The following is a 17,176-nucleotide window of genomic DNA, read 5'->3' as shown; positions in this document are numbered from 1 at the left end:
TTTTCCCGCTTTTTTTAATGAGGTGATTTTATGCTATCAAATTTATTAGATATTGATAATTGGCTTAAAAAGCATGTTTTTGTCAGAAATATGAATCAAACGCTCGACCAACTATTCCCTATCGTTTTAATCGGTGCGGTTAGTGCGCTGTTACAGCAACTTTTCTTTTCTCGGGAAGCTTATTTGAGGGAAATTTTCCATTTGAAAATTTTTCCAACTATGTATTTTTTACAAAACATTACGGATTTAACCTTGGCTACGGTGGCGTTATATGCAACTGTTCTAATGGCATATTATACGGCTCAAAATAAAGGTGCCGGAGTGGTGGTTAGCATGATGGTCTTTTATTTTCTGACTTACCATCCTGATGAACATGGTGTTAATCTAGCTGGGAGAGCGTATGGGATGAATGGTCTCCTCTTAGGGTTGGTTTGTGGATATTTTGTCGCTCAGATGCTTAACCTTTATGGCCTTAGAAAGGGTGGTGGTCTGTTATTTCTGAGCGCGATTGCCCTTAATTTTTTAGCCGGTTGGTTGATCTATAATGGTTATGTAGAACTATTTTTTACCGATGTTCAACAAAGATTAAATAATCAGACTAACATAGGGGGACTTTTTATCTGGAGCCAAGTTTTACTACTTTTAACTTGGTTAGGTTTAGGACATAATATCGTTTTGAATTATAACCAATTTGACTATCAAAATCTGCATTATGCACTACAACATAATGGAAAAGTACGCTATCCTGTTAGTTCTTACACAATTTTAAATCAATATGCTAACCTCGCCGGAGTAGGCGCGATTGTAGCTTTGGTTATTTGTGTAATTATCTGTTCTTATTCAAAAGCCCGTCGTCAGAGGGCACGCTTGGCTTTATTACCGACAATTTTTAATCAGACTAGCGTAGCCTTTATTGCTTTAAATTACTTTTTAAATCCGCTTTATTTAATAGGTGGAGCCCTTGCTACAAGCTTTAATATCCTAGTAGTCTATGGTTTACTTTCGTTAAATATTTTGCCAGTAGGCTTGTACCCACCTTTAAAAGGCGCTCCTAGCTTATTTTATGCTTTTATCGCTAACCGTGGAACTTGGGGGATTCTCCTCCTAGTGATTTGTCTACTTTTTTGTGATATTTTGATTTACATGCCCTTTGTAAAGGTGGTCGAGAGTCGTGAAAAATAAAAATTTACTGTTTTTGAGTTTAGTCTTTTTACTTTTAGGGTTATTAGCCGTACCCACGAGAGTCTGGACTAGAAAAAATGCCACTAATATTGATACTATGCGGGCGTCACGGTTGTCTCCGGTTATTATGATTCCTGGTTCTTCAGCTACAGTGAATCGGTTTGATCCCTTGGTAAAACTTTTAAATCAGGGCTTACCTAAAAATAAACGCCACTCTCTATTAAAGATGAAAGTTTATAATAGTGGGAAAATTATTTCGTCAGGGTCTTTAAGAAAGGGGGACAATGAGCCGATAATAGTAGTTGGGTTTGAAAATAATCATGATGGTTACGTTAACATAAAAAAGCAATCTAAAATGTTCGCCAAAGCATTCAAGTTGCTAACCAAGACCTATAAATTCAATAATTTTAAGGCACTTGGTCATTCGAATGGGGGCCTAATATATACAGCTTTTCTTGAAAATTACTATGCTCCTTACAGCAATGATATCAAAGTAACGAAACTTATGACCATTGGTTCTCCCTATAACTTTGATGAACAATCAGATACGAAAAAGACCCAAATGCTAACCGATTTCATCAAAAAATCCTCTAAGTTACCCAAGAGCTTAGTGGTTTACTCGGTAGCTGGGACGGAAAATTATAGTTCAGATGGCTTGGTTCCAATTCAAAGTGTGCAAGCAGGAAAATATATTTATCAAAAAAAGGTTAAATCCTTTATGGAAATAACCGTAACAGGGGTTAATGCGCAACACTCCAGTTTACCCCAAAATAAGCAAATTGTTCGTTTGATTAAACAGTATATGTTAAAGCGGAATAATAAAGGTAATTTTCTTAGGCGGCAAGATAATGATAAAATTAGTGGTGAAAAGCTTTAATGGTCTTTAATTCTTGGTACACTAAAGTTTGCCACATAAAGGCTAAAGTAAACCCACCTAGCAAGTCAGTTGCTGTTATGCCTTGACTTAAAAGAATGAATCCTGCTAGCAGGATGAGGGGACAAAAGAGTTTTGGGATAAGTTGTTGTTTTAAATTCAATAAAAATAGTGTAATTAAAAAAATAGCAGTATCAGGAAAGCCATGGACTTGATTAGCAATAATGATTTTAAAGCAAATTAAAACTGCCCCGCCAGAAAAGTAATCCCACAGAATTCCTAAAGCTCGTCCCCGTTCTTTTTTATAAAAGAGAATCATGGTTTGTCCAACCATTAAAATTAAGATTAAGGGCCACAAATTAAAAGGAATTTTGACTATTGTCGGCATTAGAAAAAGCTGGTTAAAACTTTCTAACCAGGTTAAATCAAAAATCAGACTTAAGCTTAAACCACTAAATCCCAAAAATGATAGCAAAGCTAGGACTTTTCTCATTGGGAGCCACCCCTTTCATTAAGGTACTTTATAATTAAGTATATGGAGTAATTTGGCAAGTTTAAAGAAGCATATTCTGATATTTATCTGAAAAAATTTCACATTAATTAGAGGTAAAATTATGAAGGAAACAATTTTGTTAGTTGAAGATGAAGTGGCGCTAGCGGAATCATTAAAATTGGAATTAGAATTTGAGGATTATCAAGTTTTAACCGCCAATGATGGGTTACAAGCACTAGAGGTTTTTCAAGCCAATGCCACGCAAATTTCGTTGATTATCCTTGATTGGATGTTACCACGGTTAGATGGCCTGGGAGTTTTACGGCGAATTCGTAAAGACTATCAAGTACCCGTGATTATGTTAACGGCGCGAGATTATGTAGGAGATAAAGTTGCCGGGTTGAAGGGAGGAGCAGACGATTACGTTACGAAACCCTTTGACATTGAAGAACTTTTGGCACGCATTGAAGTAATTCTTAGGCGGTTGACCTCGAGTACCAATCTGAAAACTTATCGTTTAGGGGGGCTTAGTTTAGATGAAAAGTCTCGCCAAGTAGTGCGTGATGGGCAAGCAATCTTACTAACGCAAAGAGAGTTTCAATTACTCCTAGAGCTTTTTAAAAATCAAGGGGAAGTTTGTACTCGAGATGAACTTTTAGACAAGGTTTGGGGAATTGATTTTGATGGCCAACCAAATACTGTCGATGTTTATATCCGCCTGTTACGTAATAAAATTGATAAAAATTTCGATAAGAAGTTATTACAGACAGTTCGGGGCCTAGGTTATATGTTAAAGGGGTAGGACTATGAGGACGTTCGTTAAAAGGGTTCAAGCGTATTTAAATCAGAGTTATATGCAAATTTTGCGCATTAATTTTATCCTAATAATTACAGCTGTAACCTTTATTTTTGGGCTTTTGATCTCCTTAGCCCTTACTCGGCAAGCAATTATGACAACGAAAAATAATAATGCAATCTACATGCGCTTATTGACGGAAACCGTCTTTACCAATGATCGCGAATGGAATTGGTGGATTTTGAAACATGGGATGAAGCATAAACAACTTTATGTCTATATCAATATTGCAGATGGCAAAAAGGGAGTCGTCGATTACTATTCTCCTCGAACAGAGAAGTTTTTAAGCCAGGCTAAAAAAGTTTTGGGAAGTAAACGCTATTACCGTTATCAAGGAAATTATTATTATTACACCAGTGCTAAGCGCTATGGGAATAGGTACTATATGTGGTGGAGTATGACGGGTGTGATTGATATTTTAAAAGACGTTCTAATTGTTATTTTAGCGGTTTGGCTATTGTTAATCATTACCAGTCCTTTTTATATTGAGCCAATAGCGAAAAGGTTAGCGCAACCTATTCAAGATTTGGATAATAATGTTAATAAGTTACCTAAGGAAACACAGAAAACTTTAAGTGTTCCAGCGTGGCCACATGAAGTTCATGATTTGACTGAAAATTTCAATCATCTTTTAGTCCGTCTTTATCAACAAAACCAAAAAGAAAAAGATTTTGTCAACAATGCTGCCCATGAATTAAAAACTCCGATTGCAACGATTAAAAGTCATGTACAACTAATCAAGCGTCGGGGGAAGACTAATCCTCAGATTATTGACAAATCTCTAACTTATATCGCAAGTGAAGTTGAGCACATGAACCAATTAATTGAAGAGCTTCTAATTTTGGCACGGACAGCGCAAAAGCTTGAGCTCCAAAAAGAAAAACTGGATCTTGAAGTGTTGACTTTTGAGCTGTTAGAAAGTCTCCCACTCAAGCAAAAAATTAAGGTAATCGGGCAGGGGAGTATTTTAGCTGATCGCGAAGCTTTACGCCATATTTTAGAAAATTTACTCACCAATGCGGGTAAATATGCTCCCGCTGATTCTGAGATAGAAATAACTATCGCTGAAAGAAGCTGGACGATTACGAATCATGGTCCGATGATTAATGAAAATGATCAGGCGCACCTTTTTGAACGTTTTTTCCGTGGTGCAGATGTACGTGGGAAAATTAAGGGGACAGGTCTAGGATTAGCGATTGTAGCTCAATTAGCCCACCGTAACGCTTTAAAAGTTGAGGTTACGTCAACTAAAAAAGCAACAAGTTTTACAATCGTTCAAAGTGAAATTTAGTTTTTTCTCTAGGATTGCATTCATTATAAAAGGCATGGTCATGACAACGACCATGCCTTTTATTTAATGACCACGATGTTTTTGGCGGTGTTTAATCACTCGCATTTATATCCATAGAAAAGCTATCTTTATCCATATTGTCTATTACTGAAATAATAATTAAATTGATTTTATGTTTTTGAAGTATGATGTGCTATAATGTAGGAAATATGACTGATTTTTATGAGAATTATGAATTGTAATCATGGAAAATAACTGGGATGGGTAGACATGGTAAAAAACATGTCGATATAATTTAGGGGATTTAAAATGTCATTTACGTTTATTGATAACTACTTATCTACTAACTATGTATTAGCCAATATTTTTTCTAGCATTATTTTATTAATTATTTTGTTAGCCAACCGTAATGTTGACGATTTTAGCCGCGCACGTCAATATTTTACCTGGGGCACGCTAGCCTTAATTGCGTATTTTTTGTGTGATTCCTACTGGATGATGATGAAAACTGAAGTTGTAAAATTCCATTGGTTAAGAGCGGTTTGGATTAATGCTTTCTTAGCATGGATTTTAAATTTAGTGAGTGTCCTATTTTTTTCTTATATTCTTCATCGGCGCCGACATCGGTGCATTTTGCGGATTCATTTTTTATGGCGGAATTTACCAGCCATCCTGGATTCGGGGGCGGTACTTTTATTAGCTATGTTTTGGCCCGAATCTCTTTTAACCAAGCACGGTCAAGTTACGTGGCTTTGTGACGTAACTTTCTTAAGTATTCCGGTACTGTATTCCTTGCTAGTAGTTTTATTATCATTACGAAAATTTTTTGAACAACGTGGAGAAAAATTTTTTCTTACCTTGGGTGGTTACCCCTTAGTGATGATTTTTAGCGGTCTCATTCAAATACAGGGGTGGGAAATTCCCCTTTTTTGTTTATCTGTTACCGCCTATGTAGTCTACTCCTACACTTCTTTGACGATTAATAAAATTTCTCTAGATAATTTAACAGGATTGCACCATCGACAATATGTTCAAAGCCAAGCTCAAAAATTATTGAATCAAGGCACGAGAGACTACCACCTCCTGATGGTTGATGTTAATAATTTGAAACAGGTTAATGACATTCATGGTCACTTACGCGGTGATGAGGTTTTAAAAATTGTCGGGCAGGCATTACAAAATTTGACAATCAAAAGAAAACTGCTTGCTTGTCGCTATGGGGGCGACGAATTTTTGGTTTTATTGCATTCCAAAAAGATACAAACTCTAGAAAAAGTTAAGCACGAACTGCGACAAGAGATTCGTAAAATTGCTGCTGAGATGCAAGCAGATACTCTTCCGCAAGTTGCAATCGGTAGTAGTCAGTTGGGTGAATCTTTAAAAAGTAGTATTAAGGAAGCCGACCAAAAACTTTATGCAGATAAGCGTCATTTAAAAAGTAATTCGCGACAATTAGATTTGTTCATTGACCGGGTTACTGGTTTACGAAATGCTAATTATTTAAATAACCAGCAATTTATACAAACAGAAAAACGCCAGGCGACCGTTATTTTTTGGGATATTTCTAATTTGCAAGGTTTTAACAAGCAGTATGGCTATGATCGTGGTAATGGTATCTTAAAAAAGGCTGCTGAAGCGATTAAAGTGGAGTTTCTTGATGAATTAACCGTACGCTATACCGAAGATAAGTTTGTGACGATTACTTTTAAACCGGGGGTAGCGGACAAAGTTCAACGTGTATGTAAAAATTTTAACACGCTGATTAAAAATCGTACAGTAAACCTTAGAGTTGGCAGTTATCAATGGCAACAAAAACAAGAAACAGTTATTATGGCGGTGGATAAGGCCCGCCAGGCCAAAAATTATTTGGGTCAAAACCGCCAAGAAAATTATATTGCCTATAATCATGAGGTTGAAGAATATTATGCTAATAAGGAGTATATTTTAACGCACTTTAATATCGCAATACAACGTGGGTGGATAAAGCCTTATTTCCAAGTTCAAATTCGTAGTTTAACTGGAAATTATGCTGGGATGGAGGCTTTAGCTCGGTGGGAAGATCCTCAAAAAGGGATTATTTCACCTAACGTGTTCATTCCAATTTTAGAAGAAGCACACTTGGTAGAATTTCTGGATCTTTACATGCTGGAACAAATTTGTCAGGCCATTGTTTCTGGGGAAAAATATGGTCTACCAATCGTGCCTATTTCTTTTAATCTTTCTCCACTCGATTTAGAAGGTGGCAAGATTGTAAATAAGGTTGAAAAAGTACGCCAAAAATATCAAGTCGATCCGCATTATATTAAGATTGAAATTCTTGAATCAGCGATGACACAAAATGAAGCAGACTTTCGGAAAGCTATTACCGAGTTTCAACAATTGGGTTATGAAGTCTGGCTAGATGACTTTGGTTCAGGATATTCTTCATTAAATAACTTACAAAACTATAAATTTAATATGGTAAAACTTGATCGCTTCTTTTTACAAAAATCCGAAACTACACCTCAAGCTAAAGTTTTAATCACTCAGGTGGTAAGTTTAATCAAACAGCTGGGGATGCACGTTTTATGTGAAGGTGTAGAAACAGAAGCACAAGTAGAATTTTTGAAACAAATTGGTTGTGAAAGGCTGCAAGGATATTATTACAGTAAGCCGATGCCATATGAAAAAGCTTGGAATTTTCTTAAAAAGAGTGAGTTTAAATACTATGAAAGTTACGAAGAGGGCGTTTACTATGATAAAATTAGCCAAATTGATATTTTAAGTGATCCTTTTAACGAAAATTCTGATTTCGATGGTCGTTACCCGTTAGGGATTGTCCAAAGAGATGCTCAAAATAAGCTGTCAATTTATTTACTCAACCGCCGGTATCAGGAAGTAATGGAATATTACAACTATGACAACCAAAAGCTCGAAGAAACCTTGGCTAAGGATAAGTCTTTACACGCGGAAGTAATAAAAATTTTAACGCAAAGTGAACATTCAAAAACAGCAATCGCTGCGCATCTCAATTTTCATGGTCATGATTTTGTGTTACGTGCAAAGCCGTTGGCTCATTACCAAAGTAAAGTTACCTATGTTTATATGTTGGGAAGTTTAGAAAACTTAATGCGCTAAGTAGTGCTAGCTTGAGCTAGCACTTTTTTTGCTAAAAAGTAAGTAACCTTACTGGTGATTTGTAAGTAATAAGTGTATGATAGAATAGTAAAAAATTAGTACATAAGGAGCGGTTCTATGACGAATTTACATCCCGATTTTTTATTAAATAAAATTTCTAAACCTGCTGACCTTAAGGGGTTAACTTTATCACAATTACAACAACTTGCTGATGAAGGACGCCAATTGGTGGTGGAAAAAGATGCCGCAATTGGTGGTCACGTTGGCCCAAACTTAGGGGCGGCGGAAGCAACGTTAGCCTTCCATTACGTTTTTGACTCCCCTCAAGATAAAATTGTTTGGGATATTTCCCACGAATCTTACATTCATAAAATGCTAACTGGTCGTAAGGAAGGTTTCCTAGATCCGGATCACTACTTCGATGTCACAGGTTACACGAGTCCTGATGAAAGTGAGCATGACTTCTTTACTGTAGGTCATACTTCCACTTCGGTTGCTTTGGCAACAGGGATGGCCCGTGCTCGCGATGTGAAGGGTGAAAAAGGAAATATTGTAGCCTTTATTGGGGATGGTTCCTTATCCGGTGGCTTGGCCTTTGAAGGTTTAAACAACGCTGCGACTTTAAATTCCAACATTATCATTGTGGTTAATGACAACCAAATGTCAATTGCTGAAAACCACGGGGGACTTTACCGAGTGCTTGATGAATTACGCGCAAGTAACGGGACGTCTGCTAATAATCCTTTCAAAGCTATGGGCTTTGACTACCGCTACGTAGCGGATGGGAACAACTTAGCTGATATGATTGCAGCTTTTAAGGCGGTTAAGGACCTTAATCACCCAGTGGTGTTACACATTAATACCTTAAAAGGGAAAGGTTACCAACCAGCAATTGATAATAAGATGGCTTTCCACTGGCATGCACCTTTTGACATTGAAACAGGTGAACCAAAGGCTAAACGGCAACCAACTTACTGGGATGCGGTGTTAGCAGAATTAGATCAACAAATTGCTGCCGGCCAACCGATTGTGGCTTTAAACTCCGCTATTCCAGGAGCGTTTGGCTTGAAGGCTTTTCAAGCTAAGCACCCAGACCGGTATGTTGACACAGGGATTGCTGAACAAGATGCAATTACAGAAGCAGCTGGTTTAGCTAAAAACGGTGCCCGTCCCGTCGTTTTCCAAAACTCCACTTTCTTACAAAGAGCTTACGACCAATTGGCCCACGATGTAACTTTAAACGATTTACCAGTGGTAATGTTGATTACCAGTTCGGGAATTTCAGCGGCATCAAAAACGCACTTAGCTATCTTTGATATTCCATACTTGACAAGCTTGCCTAACTTAGAATATCTACAAGCAAGTAACCAAGAAGAGTTAATTTCAATGTTGCAGTGGGCTTTGCGACAAACTGATCATCCAGTGGCCATCCGTGTTCCTTCAGGCCCAGTGGTTCATGGTTTCGCCGCTCATGACACCTACGCACCATTACAATACAATACCATTCAAAAAGGTAGCAAGGTGGCCTTATTAGGGCTTGGTAAGTTCTTAGCCTTAGCTGAAGAAACAGCGGCAAAATTAGGTGAACACGGAATTGAAGCTACGGTGATTAATCCGATGTCAGCATCAACTTTAGACGTTAAGGCCTTAGATGCTTTGAAGGCAGATCACAGCTTAGTAGCAACCTTTGAAGATGGCTCTTTAGCTGGTGGCTTTGGAGAACATGTCGCTGCTTATCTTGGTGATAGTAACCTTAAGGTACTTAACTTTGGTGCCAAGAAAGCTTACAGCGACAACACGCCTGTGGCTGACCTCTACCAAGAATTCCACTTGACAGCAGAATTAGCGACTCAGGATATTTTAGCTCAATTAACTAAATAATGTGCAACCTTCCGCTAAAAAGCGGGAGGTTTTTTATTGATATTGGGGCGTAATATCAATAAAAGATTAAAAAGTGCTAGAAATCAACGTATTGTTAATCTGATTGTGATTTCTAGCACTTTTAAATTTAGCTGGTATAGTTGGCCAACATGGCTTGTAAAGTTTCCTTCATTTTCTGACGAAATTCAGGAGGGTTAATAATGGTTACCATATCTTTTTGACTTAAAAACCACATTAAAGCTCCGGTATCATACGTAGTTACCTCTAACAGAAAAGTTTGTTCACCCAATTTTTTGACCGTTCGTGAAATAGGAAACTTATCCAAGGCAGCTTCGACAATGCCCGTGTATTTGAATTGGACAGTGATTGGTTTACCGGGGTACATCAACTGAAATTTCTTTTTTTCATTTCCCATATCAAAGGGCATGCGCTCATTAAGTGGAATTTCGTCACTAGCAAAGGACCAATCCAAAATCCGATCCAAACGGTAAATAATATTCTTTTTGAACTCATAATTGTAGGAAACTATGTAAAAGTAATAATCTGAAAAAGTCAACGCAATAGGTGCCACTGTTCGTGTCACAATTTTATGTCTTTGGGTAGTGTAGGTAATGGTAATCGTCGCCTTTTGCAAAATCAGTTTGGAGAAGGTATAAATTGCCTCGAGTAGCTTAGTATCCTTGAGGTGACTGAGTTCGACATATTGAGAAAGCTCACTTTGAATGATAGGCTTGATATCTTTTTGATCACTGGCCGTCAAAAGGGCCACTAACTTCTTAATCAAAGGTTCTAATTCCTTACGTGCTAAACTGCGACTAGCTAATAAAACTTTGATGAGAGCCAAACACTGAGCCTTACTCAACCCTAGTCCCTGATTATCCAGATGATAGGCGTGTAACTTGGCATCATATTCTAAGTTATAATCATTTAAGTAGTCGGCTATAAATTCCCGAATATTGGCGAAATCTCTTTGAGCTGTTCGTGCATCTACGGTAAAGACCTCTTGAATTTCGGACTTAGAAATGTGATTTCCGGAGGTTAAACGTTGATAAATATAAAGTTGTCTGGTAGCACTGCTTGCCATTAAAATCATTCCTTTCTATGACCTAATTATTTTATAACTAATAGACAATTTTTGTCTACTCCCTCCGGCAAACTGTAGTTATTAAAGCAAAGGACATAGACCTTAGAAATGTCTGTGGAATTTAAGTAAGCTGTGCTTGGAGGTTCGTTATGAATAAATACAATGAAATTTATGCTGAACTGGCAGATTTACTGGGGCGACATGGGATGGACTTGGTTTATCAAAATTACCATGGGATGCAGGTTAATTTTCCCGTCCGCCTCTATACCCGCGATTATGTTAAACAAAAATTAAAAAAAGAGAATAATCCGGTTGATATTAAAGCTATGGCTAAGAAGTACGGGTATAGTGAGAAGACTATCCGCCGTATGTTAAAAGAAAGTGAATAGGAGGTTGGAATAAATTGCTAGAAATCAATGTTTAGTAATTTCTAATATCTTCACAACTTAATGGACATATATTGTCTATGCTCACTTCTATAATAAATTTGTAATTAAGAAAGTTACTAGCGTTTCCAAGGACAAGCACTTTAGAAATGTCCCTGAAAAAACGCTAAACTTAGCAAGTGTTATTACATCTCTATACATATTATTGAGGAGGAGTTTTTGTTATGAACAACAAGTTTTGTATCCATTGCGGTAACCAAATTATACCCGGAGCCAAATTCTGTTCGGCTTGTGGTCAACCGGTGGTTGAAGATAGACAAGTAAATCCCAATCAAGTTAATGGTTCCATGCCAAATCAAAATTTTGGTTCTAACCCCAATGACTATCATCAGGGGTCGATGTCAGCTAATTCGGCTAATAGCTTCAGTAGTGCTTTTACCCAGGCAAAAGAATACTATGAAGAAACAAAACGCCAATATAGCCATGCTTCAGACCAAGAACTTGGATTTATTGGTAGTTTTAAATACTATTTGGTTCATTGGTTAGACTTTCAAGGGATAGAATCTCGGAAATCAGTTTTTTGGTGGGGAGTATTAGGCTCTATGCTTACTATTTTAGTTGGTATGCTCTTGTGTACTGTAGTTTCAGTGATTCCCATTTTAGGACAAATTATTGCTTTTATCTTGATTATTGTTTTAACCGTTTTTATTATTATTAACCTTATCGCTGAATATGCTGCTTGTGCTCGCCGGATGCGCTATTTAAATGTACAGAATATTGGAATGTGGCTGATTTTAACTTTACTTTTAAGTTTGCCTGGTTTTTACACATTCTTATACCTAATGTTGATTGACCAACCTTTACAACCAAGTCGCTATCAAGCGCCATATCCGCAACAGCCCGGAACACCTTACCAAAATCAATCATCATACCCTAACCAAACAATGAGTAATCCAAGCATTAATAGTAGTGAAAGTGCTTCGAACCAAAATTTCACCAGTAATAGTCAATTTTAGGTAGGTGAAATCATGAAAAAAAGCACATCCGTTATTTTGTTAATTACCATTGTGGTTCTAGTAGTGGCAGTTGCTTGGAAGTTCGGAATACCGTACTTGAACCAGGGTCAAAAAACTAGCCATTCTCCCAAAGTTGTTTCCGTAGCCAAGGTGAGTTCCCCAACTAAACCTCATAGTCATAAAAGCAGTATGAGAAGTTTCAGTAGTGAAAGTTCGGTTGTTAGTTCTGAAAGTACAAGGATGGCTTCAAGTTCCAGTGTAACTTCGAACCTGGCATATCCTGAATTAGCTCCCTACGCTGGGGTGACTTATTATGCTCAGGGACGGAAATATGTTGAATTTCCGCAAATGTTTCCTACTTCATTCACGATTAGTACTGATGGTCAAACGGTCAATATTAATGGGGAACAAAAGCAAATTACTGGGGTTACCAACGACCATGGCTACATTACACTTACTGATCAAATCAATGTTATTTGTGCTTTCCGTGATGTCGGAACTGGCCAAGTAGAAATGATTAACCAAGGTCAAAAGCTAGATTATAGTACGACTATGGGGGATTAAAAATGAAGAAAAGTACTACAAATTCATTATTGGTAATTATTGTACTTGTCGTAGTTGTTACGGCTGTTGCAATTAAATTTGGTTTACCATATTTGCAGAATGTTAAGCAGAATAAAAGTAGCTCTAATCAAGTGAAGACAAGTAAGCTAGTGTCATCCCTCAAATCTAGCAGTACCAGTCAGCATTCAAGTTCTCAAGTATCTACAAATTCTGATAGTACAAGTTCTCTTAGTAGTGCTTCAAGTGCTGAAGCTTTTAATCAAAAACAAGCACAAACCGGAATTGATGTGTCAGCTTTAACAACGGATCAATGTATATTATGGGCAGTTAGTGAGCGCTATAGTTATCAAAATGCAGATGAACAAAGCTGGGATGCGGTTCGCAATTCTTTAGATAGTGCACGTATTATCCCTTACAATGAAAGTAGTGATGGTTTTGTTCATATTCAGTTTAACTATGGTTCCATTCCTTGTAACTACTACATTGACAGCGACTACAATTTAAAAAATGAACAAGGAGATACAGTTAGTCACTATCCCACAGAATTTGTCAATCAAAAAGCCAATGATTATTTACTTAACCATTAATAAAAAAAGTTTTCGTCTTTAAAGGTGAAAACTTTTTTAGTAGACAAATAGTGTCTATCTTACAAGCGATAATGAAATCATCAAAAAGATTATTGCTTGTGATACAAATATAATGTGTTTTCATCTAAGTTAAATCGGGCAAAAATAAAATTAATTCTTTGCCTGAGGTCAATTCCCGATAGTAGCTACGGTCAAATCCAAGAGCAAAGTCCTTATAAATGACATAAACAACGACAATGGATAAGATTTTAGCTTTGAAGTACATTTTATTATGGGAAGTAAAAGAGAAAGGAGCAACTAAAAGATGTATGAATATAATAAAATTTACCAGGATTTGGCTGAAATTTTAGGTGATGATAAAGATGTCGAAAAAATCTATAAAAGTTTTCGCGGGATGCAGGTCAATTTCCCTATGCGCCTGTATTCTCGTGATTCAGTTAAGGCAGTTATTGCTAAGCAAAAAGATAATCTAGACATCCAAGACCTTGCCCGACAAACAGGTTACAGCACTTACACTATTCGTCGCCTTATTAGCGAAATTAGAGAAGCATAGCAGATTTTCACTAATAATTAATATTGTATATATAATATTAAGGATGTATAATTATTACATGAAAAAAGCCTCAAGGAGAATAAGAAGTAGTGAGACGAAAGAAAATAATTACTGAAGAAAGTAAGCAAATTATAGGTGACTTACTCAGCAAAGAAAGATATTTAGCTTTAGAACCCAGATTGAATTTAGATGTTGAACATTATTTAAAAAATAGAAACATTTTAGAAGCAATTAATTTAAACACTATTCGATGGCAGTCTCAACAGAATAGGGAGTTTACACGTATTTTAGTTACTGCTAATACCAGCTCTGGTAAGTCAACACTTGTAAACGCTCTATTAGGATTGAATGTTGTAGCAACCGCACAGGAAAGCAAAACAGCAGCTGTTACTCAAATTATTGAAAGTTATACAGGTACACGCATTATCAATAATGAAAATCTCATACGAGCACCATTTTTAATGAAAAAGTATACCTCTAACCGCTTAGCTGTGATTGATACTCCTGGTGTTAACGATGCTCAAAATCCTAAATATGTAAAACTTACTAAGGAAGCGATATTAAAAAATAATTACTCATACTTAGTTTATGTGATTGGAACGCCTGGCTCGATAGAAGAATTTAATTATATGCGGTGGATTATCAAACATGTGGAACACGAAAAAATTATTTTTGTGTTAAATAAAATAGATAATTATCAAGCTTCAGAGGATAATGTGATATCTACACTTACAAAGCTTAAATTTGATTTGGAAAAAATAGGTTATCCTAACGCTATAATCTATCCAATGTCAGCTTATGCAGCTTACCTTATTAAGCGACATGAGTTTGCTAATGATTTAGATAATGATGAGTTAGATGAATATGAATATCTCATAAAAAAATTTAAACGACCACAAAATAATTTATCTCAAACAAAAGTAAGAAATGTCAAATTTTTAGATTTATTGAGTATTTGCGGCATGTTGGCATTTGAAAATAAGATAAGAGGAGAATTGAATTATGAAACGAGTATACATTAAATACAACCCATACATTTTAAAAACAGAAATTTTAATCAATGATGATCATCTTGAAGAAAATAGTTTATTGCGTGAAAAAACTGGCCGTAATACATATCTTCAAGAATGGATTGAAGAATTACCTCAACTGCTGGTTGATGAAACCAATGATAATGAGTTTTATATAACTTTCTACGGAACAGAATCAGATTATGAAGACGTAATTGAAACCTTTAGAACCGCTAAGGATAGTGGACTCATTTATGCGGTTTCGTTAGAAAAAGCTGAAGTGAAAAATAAGACTGAATTTAGCGAAAAAGTTGCTAAAATAGATGAAGTTTTTGAAGAGGTTCAAAAAGTAGCTAAAGAAAGAAATATGACTGATTTAATGAGTGAGGAGCTTATTAATACGTATAATCAAGCTAAGAGTAGCAATTTTGATATTAGTATTGTTGCAACTATGAGTGCCGGAAAATCAACTTTAATCAATGCTTTACTTGGAAAAAAGTTAATGCCTTCGGCTCAAGAAGCATGTACGGCAATTATCACTCGTATTAAGGATACAGATAATCCTAAAGGTATATGGAAAGCTGAAGTATATGATAAAAGTGAGCGCCTAATTCAGTCCGTAGACAACATTAATTTGGAAACTATGACGAGGTTGAACAATAATGAAAATGTTCTAGAAATTAATATTGAAGGAAATATCCCCTTTGTTAATACTAGCGAAAATTCCTTGGTATTAATTGATACACCAGGACCAAACAACAGTCGTAATGAGGAGCATGGAGCTGTTCAAAATAAATTCGTCTCGAGCTCATCTAAGACTTTAGTTCTTTATGTTTTAGAACCAACGTTTGGTAGAACAGACGATGATGCTCTTCTTAGAAAAATTGCTAAAAGTATGGAAGTTGGTGGTAAAAAATCAAGAGATCGTTTTATCTTTGTAGTTAATAAGATGGATGGACGCCAAAAAGAAGATGGTCCAATTGAAACAACATTGGATCGGGTTCGGGAATATTTAGAAAGTGTTGGTATTAAGGAACCTAACCTATACCCTGTTGCCGCCTTGCCAGCATTGACAATACGACAAGCTGTAAATGGTGAAGACATTGATGAAGATACTGAGGATTACAACTATGTAGCGATTAGAAAGTTCAATCGGAATGAAAACTTACATCTTGAAGAACATTCACCACTTTTAAAAAGCGAAGAAAGAAAGTTTAGGGAACAAATTGAGTGTGGAACTAAAGAAGAGGAAGCTATCATTCACACAGGAGTTCCTGCTTTAGAAGTAGCTATCCGTCGTTATGTTGATAAATATGCTAATGTTGCCAAAATCAGGACTATGGTTGAAGCTTTCATGCGCAATATTGAAGATAGTGCTGTTTTTGAGGAACAAAAAAGATTGTTAATAAACTTAGATAACGATAATGGCCAACTTAGACAACAAATAAGTTTAATGAAAGAAGCCATTGAGAATTTAAAGGAGACTAAGGAATACAAGGAAGCTGTTGATAACGCTGTAAAGAAGGTTAACAAAGTTACCGAAAAAGAAATAAAATCAAAAACTAAAACCATAAACAGCCGTATTGAACAACGGACGAGAAGTGTTGCAAATAGGGGACAGATTGATATTTATGAAGCTGATGAACTTATTAATAGTATGAAGCGATTTGTTAATCGTTTATCTAAGGAATATCATGAGGATTTAAATGATATTCTCAGGCAAAACTTAATTGACACAGCTAATAACTTAATGGAAAGTTATATCGAAAAAATTAATTCGTTAACAACTGATTTCAATAGTAGCCTATCAAGTGATATTAAAATTGAACCATTAAAATTTATGAGTGCTAAGCTTGAAAATATTAATGTTAATAATTTTGTAGAAATAGAAGAAGTAGTTGTCGGACATCATACAGTAAGCGATGCACATTGGTGGAACCCTTTTTCATGGTGGAGTAGTCATGAGGAGGATGATATAGAAGAAAGAGAATATGTTAATTTAAATAAGCTAACAAGTAGCCTTGGATTAGTTGAAAATAACTTTAAGAATATTGAAAAGAGGGCCGTAAATCATGCACTACAGCAATCGAAAGTAATTGCTGAGAAGTACAATGAAGAGTTTGCAAATATTGATAGAGCAATTAACGATAAATTAGACGAATTGCAAAAATACATCAATAAGATTGACGTAAACGATGAAGAAATTCGAAAGTTAGAGAAGAATATTGCTTGGTTTAACCACATTAAACGAGAAGTCGAACACATCACAGAAATTTAGAGTT

General features: G+C 36.1%; 15 protein-coding genes. 13 read left to right on the top strand and 2 right to left on the bottom strand.

All coding sequences use genetic code 11. From position 1 onward, the window contains the following. The first annotated feature begins 30 nt into the window (after positions 1–30). Together FC36_RS02565 and FC36_RS02560 are read left to right on the top strand one after the other, a co-directional pair. Positions 31–1,182 carry a PTS sugar transporter subunit IIC gene (locus FC36_RS02565; protein ID WP_025020982.1) on the top strand — a complete coding sequence of 384 codons (1,152 nt, stop codon included), beginning with the start codon at positions 31–33 and terminating at the stop codon, positions 1,180–1,182. Beyond that, complete coding sequence (locus FC36_RS02560; RefSeq protein ID WP_035188336.1) at positions 1,172–2,059, top strand: alpha/beta hydrolase; 888 nt, start codon at positions 1,172–1,174, stop codon at positions 2,057–2,059. Before FC36_RS02565 ends, FC36_RS02560 begins: the two co-directional genes overlap by 11 nt. Here the strand turns inward: FC36_RS02560 and FC36_RS02555 are convergent. Further along, the gene (locus FC36_RS02555) at positions 2,040–2,549 is read right to left on the bottom strand and encodes a hypothetical protein (protein WP_025020981.1); all 510 of its coding nucleotides are present in this window, start codon (positions 2,547–2,549) and stop codon (positions 2,040–2,042) included. The genes FC36_RS02560 and FC36_RS02555 overlap by 20 nt on opposite strands. A 121-nt stretch (positions 2,550–2,670) precedes the next feature. Here FC36_RS02555 and FC36_RS02550 point away from each other — a divergent pair, with 121 nt between their 5' ends. The 4 genes from FC36_RS02550 (at position 2,671) to FC36_RS02535 (ending at position 9,694) form a co-directional block, all read left to right on the top strand. Beyond that, complete coding sequence (locus FC36_RS02550; RefSeq protein ID WP_023860132.1) at positions 2,671–3,351, top strand: response regulator transcription factor; 681 nt, start codon at positions 2,671–2,673, stop codon at positions 3,349–3,351. A gap of 4 nt (positions 3,352–3,355) precedes the next feature. Further along, positions 3,356–4,696, top strand: coding sequence for a sensor histidine kinase (locus FC36_RS02545; RefSeq protein ID WP_081781963.1), 1,341 nt, complete (start codon positions 3,356–3,358; stop codon positions 4,694–4,696). A gap of 309 nt (positions 4,697–5,005) precedes the next feature. Then, positions 5,006–7,813 (top strand): EAL domain-containing protein, encoded by a 2,808-nt coding sequence (locus FC36_RS02540; protein ID WP_056986691.1) that lies wholly within the window; start codon positions 5,006–5,008, stop codon positions 7,811–7,813. A 117-nt stretch (positions 7,814–7,930) separates the two neighbouring features. Next, the gene (locus FC36_RS02535; RefSeq protein WP_025020978.1) at positions 7,931–9,694 is read left to right on the top strand and encodes a 1-deoxy-D-xylulose-5-phosphate synthase; all 1,764 of its coding nucleotides are present in this window, start codon (positions 7,931–7,933) and stop codon (positions 9,692–9,694) included. Between the two features lie 127 nt (positions 9,695–9,821). Here the strand turns inward: FC36_RS02535 and FC36_RS02530 are convergent, their stop codons facing one another. Next, positions 9,822–10,778 carry a helix-turn-helix transcriptional regulator gene (locus FC36_RS02530; protein WP_225349942.1) on the bottom strand — a complete coding sequence of 319 codons (957 nt, stop codon included), beginning with the start codon at positions 10,776–10,778 and terminating at the stop codon, positions 9,822–9,824. Positions 10,779–10,927: 149 nt separating this feature from the next. Between FC36_RS02530 and FC36_RS02525 the strand changes: the two genes are divergently transcribed. The 7 genes from FC36_RS02525 (at position 10,928) to FC36_RS02495 (ending at position 17,172) form a co-directional block, all read left to right on the top strand. Beyond that, entirely contained in the window at positions 10,928–11,167 is a 240-nt protein-coding gene (locus FC36_RS02525) for a Mor transcription activator family protein (RefSeq protein WP_023858773.1), read from the top strand. 221 nt (positions 11,168–11,388) lie between these two features. After that, a complete protein-coding gene (locus FC36_RS02520; RefSeq protein WP_056986690.1) occupies positions 11,389–12,180 on the top strand; it encodes a zinc-ribbon domain-containing protein in 792 nt (263 codons plus the stop codon). 12 nt (positions 12,181–12,192) lie between these two features. Beyond that, the gene (locus FC36_RS02515) at positions 12,193–12,744 is read left to right on the top strand and encodes a hypothetical protein (protein WP_025020975.1); all 552 of its coding nucleotides are present in this window, start codon (positions 12,193–12,195) and stop codon (positions 12,742–12,744) included. Between the two features lie 2 nt (positions 12,745–12,746). Continuing rightward, on the top strand, positions 12,747–13,331 hold the full coding sequence (locus tag FC36_RS02510; RefSeq protein WP_025020974.1) for a hypothetical protein: 585 nt from the start codon (positions 12,747–12,749) through the stop codon (positions 13,329–13,331). Between the two features lie 304 nt (positions 13,332–13,635). Continuing rightward, the gene (locus tag FC36_RS02505; protein ID WP_023858769.1) at positions 13,636–13,884 is read left to right on the top strand and encodes a hypothetical protein; all 249 of its coding nucleotides are present in this window, start codon (positions 13,636–13,638) and stop codon (positions 13,882–13,884) included. Positions 13,885–13,973: 89 nt separating this feature from the next. Then, positions 13,974–14,906 carry a GTPase gene (locus FC36_RS02500; protein ID WP_025020909.1) on the top strand — a complete coding sequence of 311 codons (933 nt, stop codon included), beginning with the start codon at positions 13,974–13,976 and terminating at the stop codon, positions 14,904–14,906. Further along, positions 14,887–17,172: a dynamin family protein gene (locus FC36_RS02495; RefSeq protein ID WP_025020910.1), complete on the top strand. Its 2,286-nt coding sequence runs from the start codon at positions 14,887–14,889 to the stop codon at positions 17,170–17,172. The genes FC36_RS02500 and FC36_RS02495 overlap by 20 nt, the downstream gene beginning before the upstream one ends. Positions 17,173–17,176 lie beyond the last annotated feature (4 nt).

This window comes from Ligilactobacillus equi DSM 15833 = JCM 10991 (assembly GCF_001435735.1).
Lineage (GTDB): Bacteria > Bacillota > Bacilli > Lactobacillales > Lactobacillaceae > Ligilactobacillus > Ligilactobacillus equi.
The sequence above is the reverse complement of the archived record's forward strand: the minus strand, read 5'-3'. Positions and strand labels throughout refer to the sequence as shown.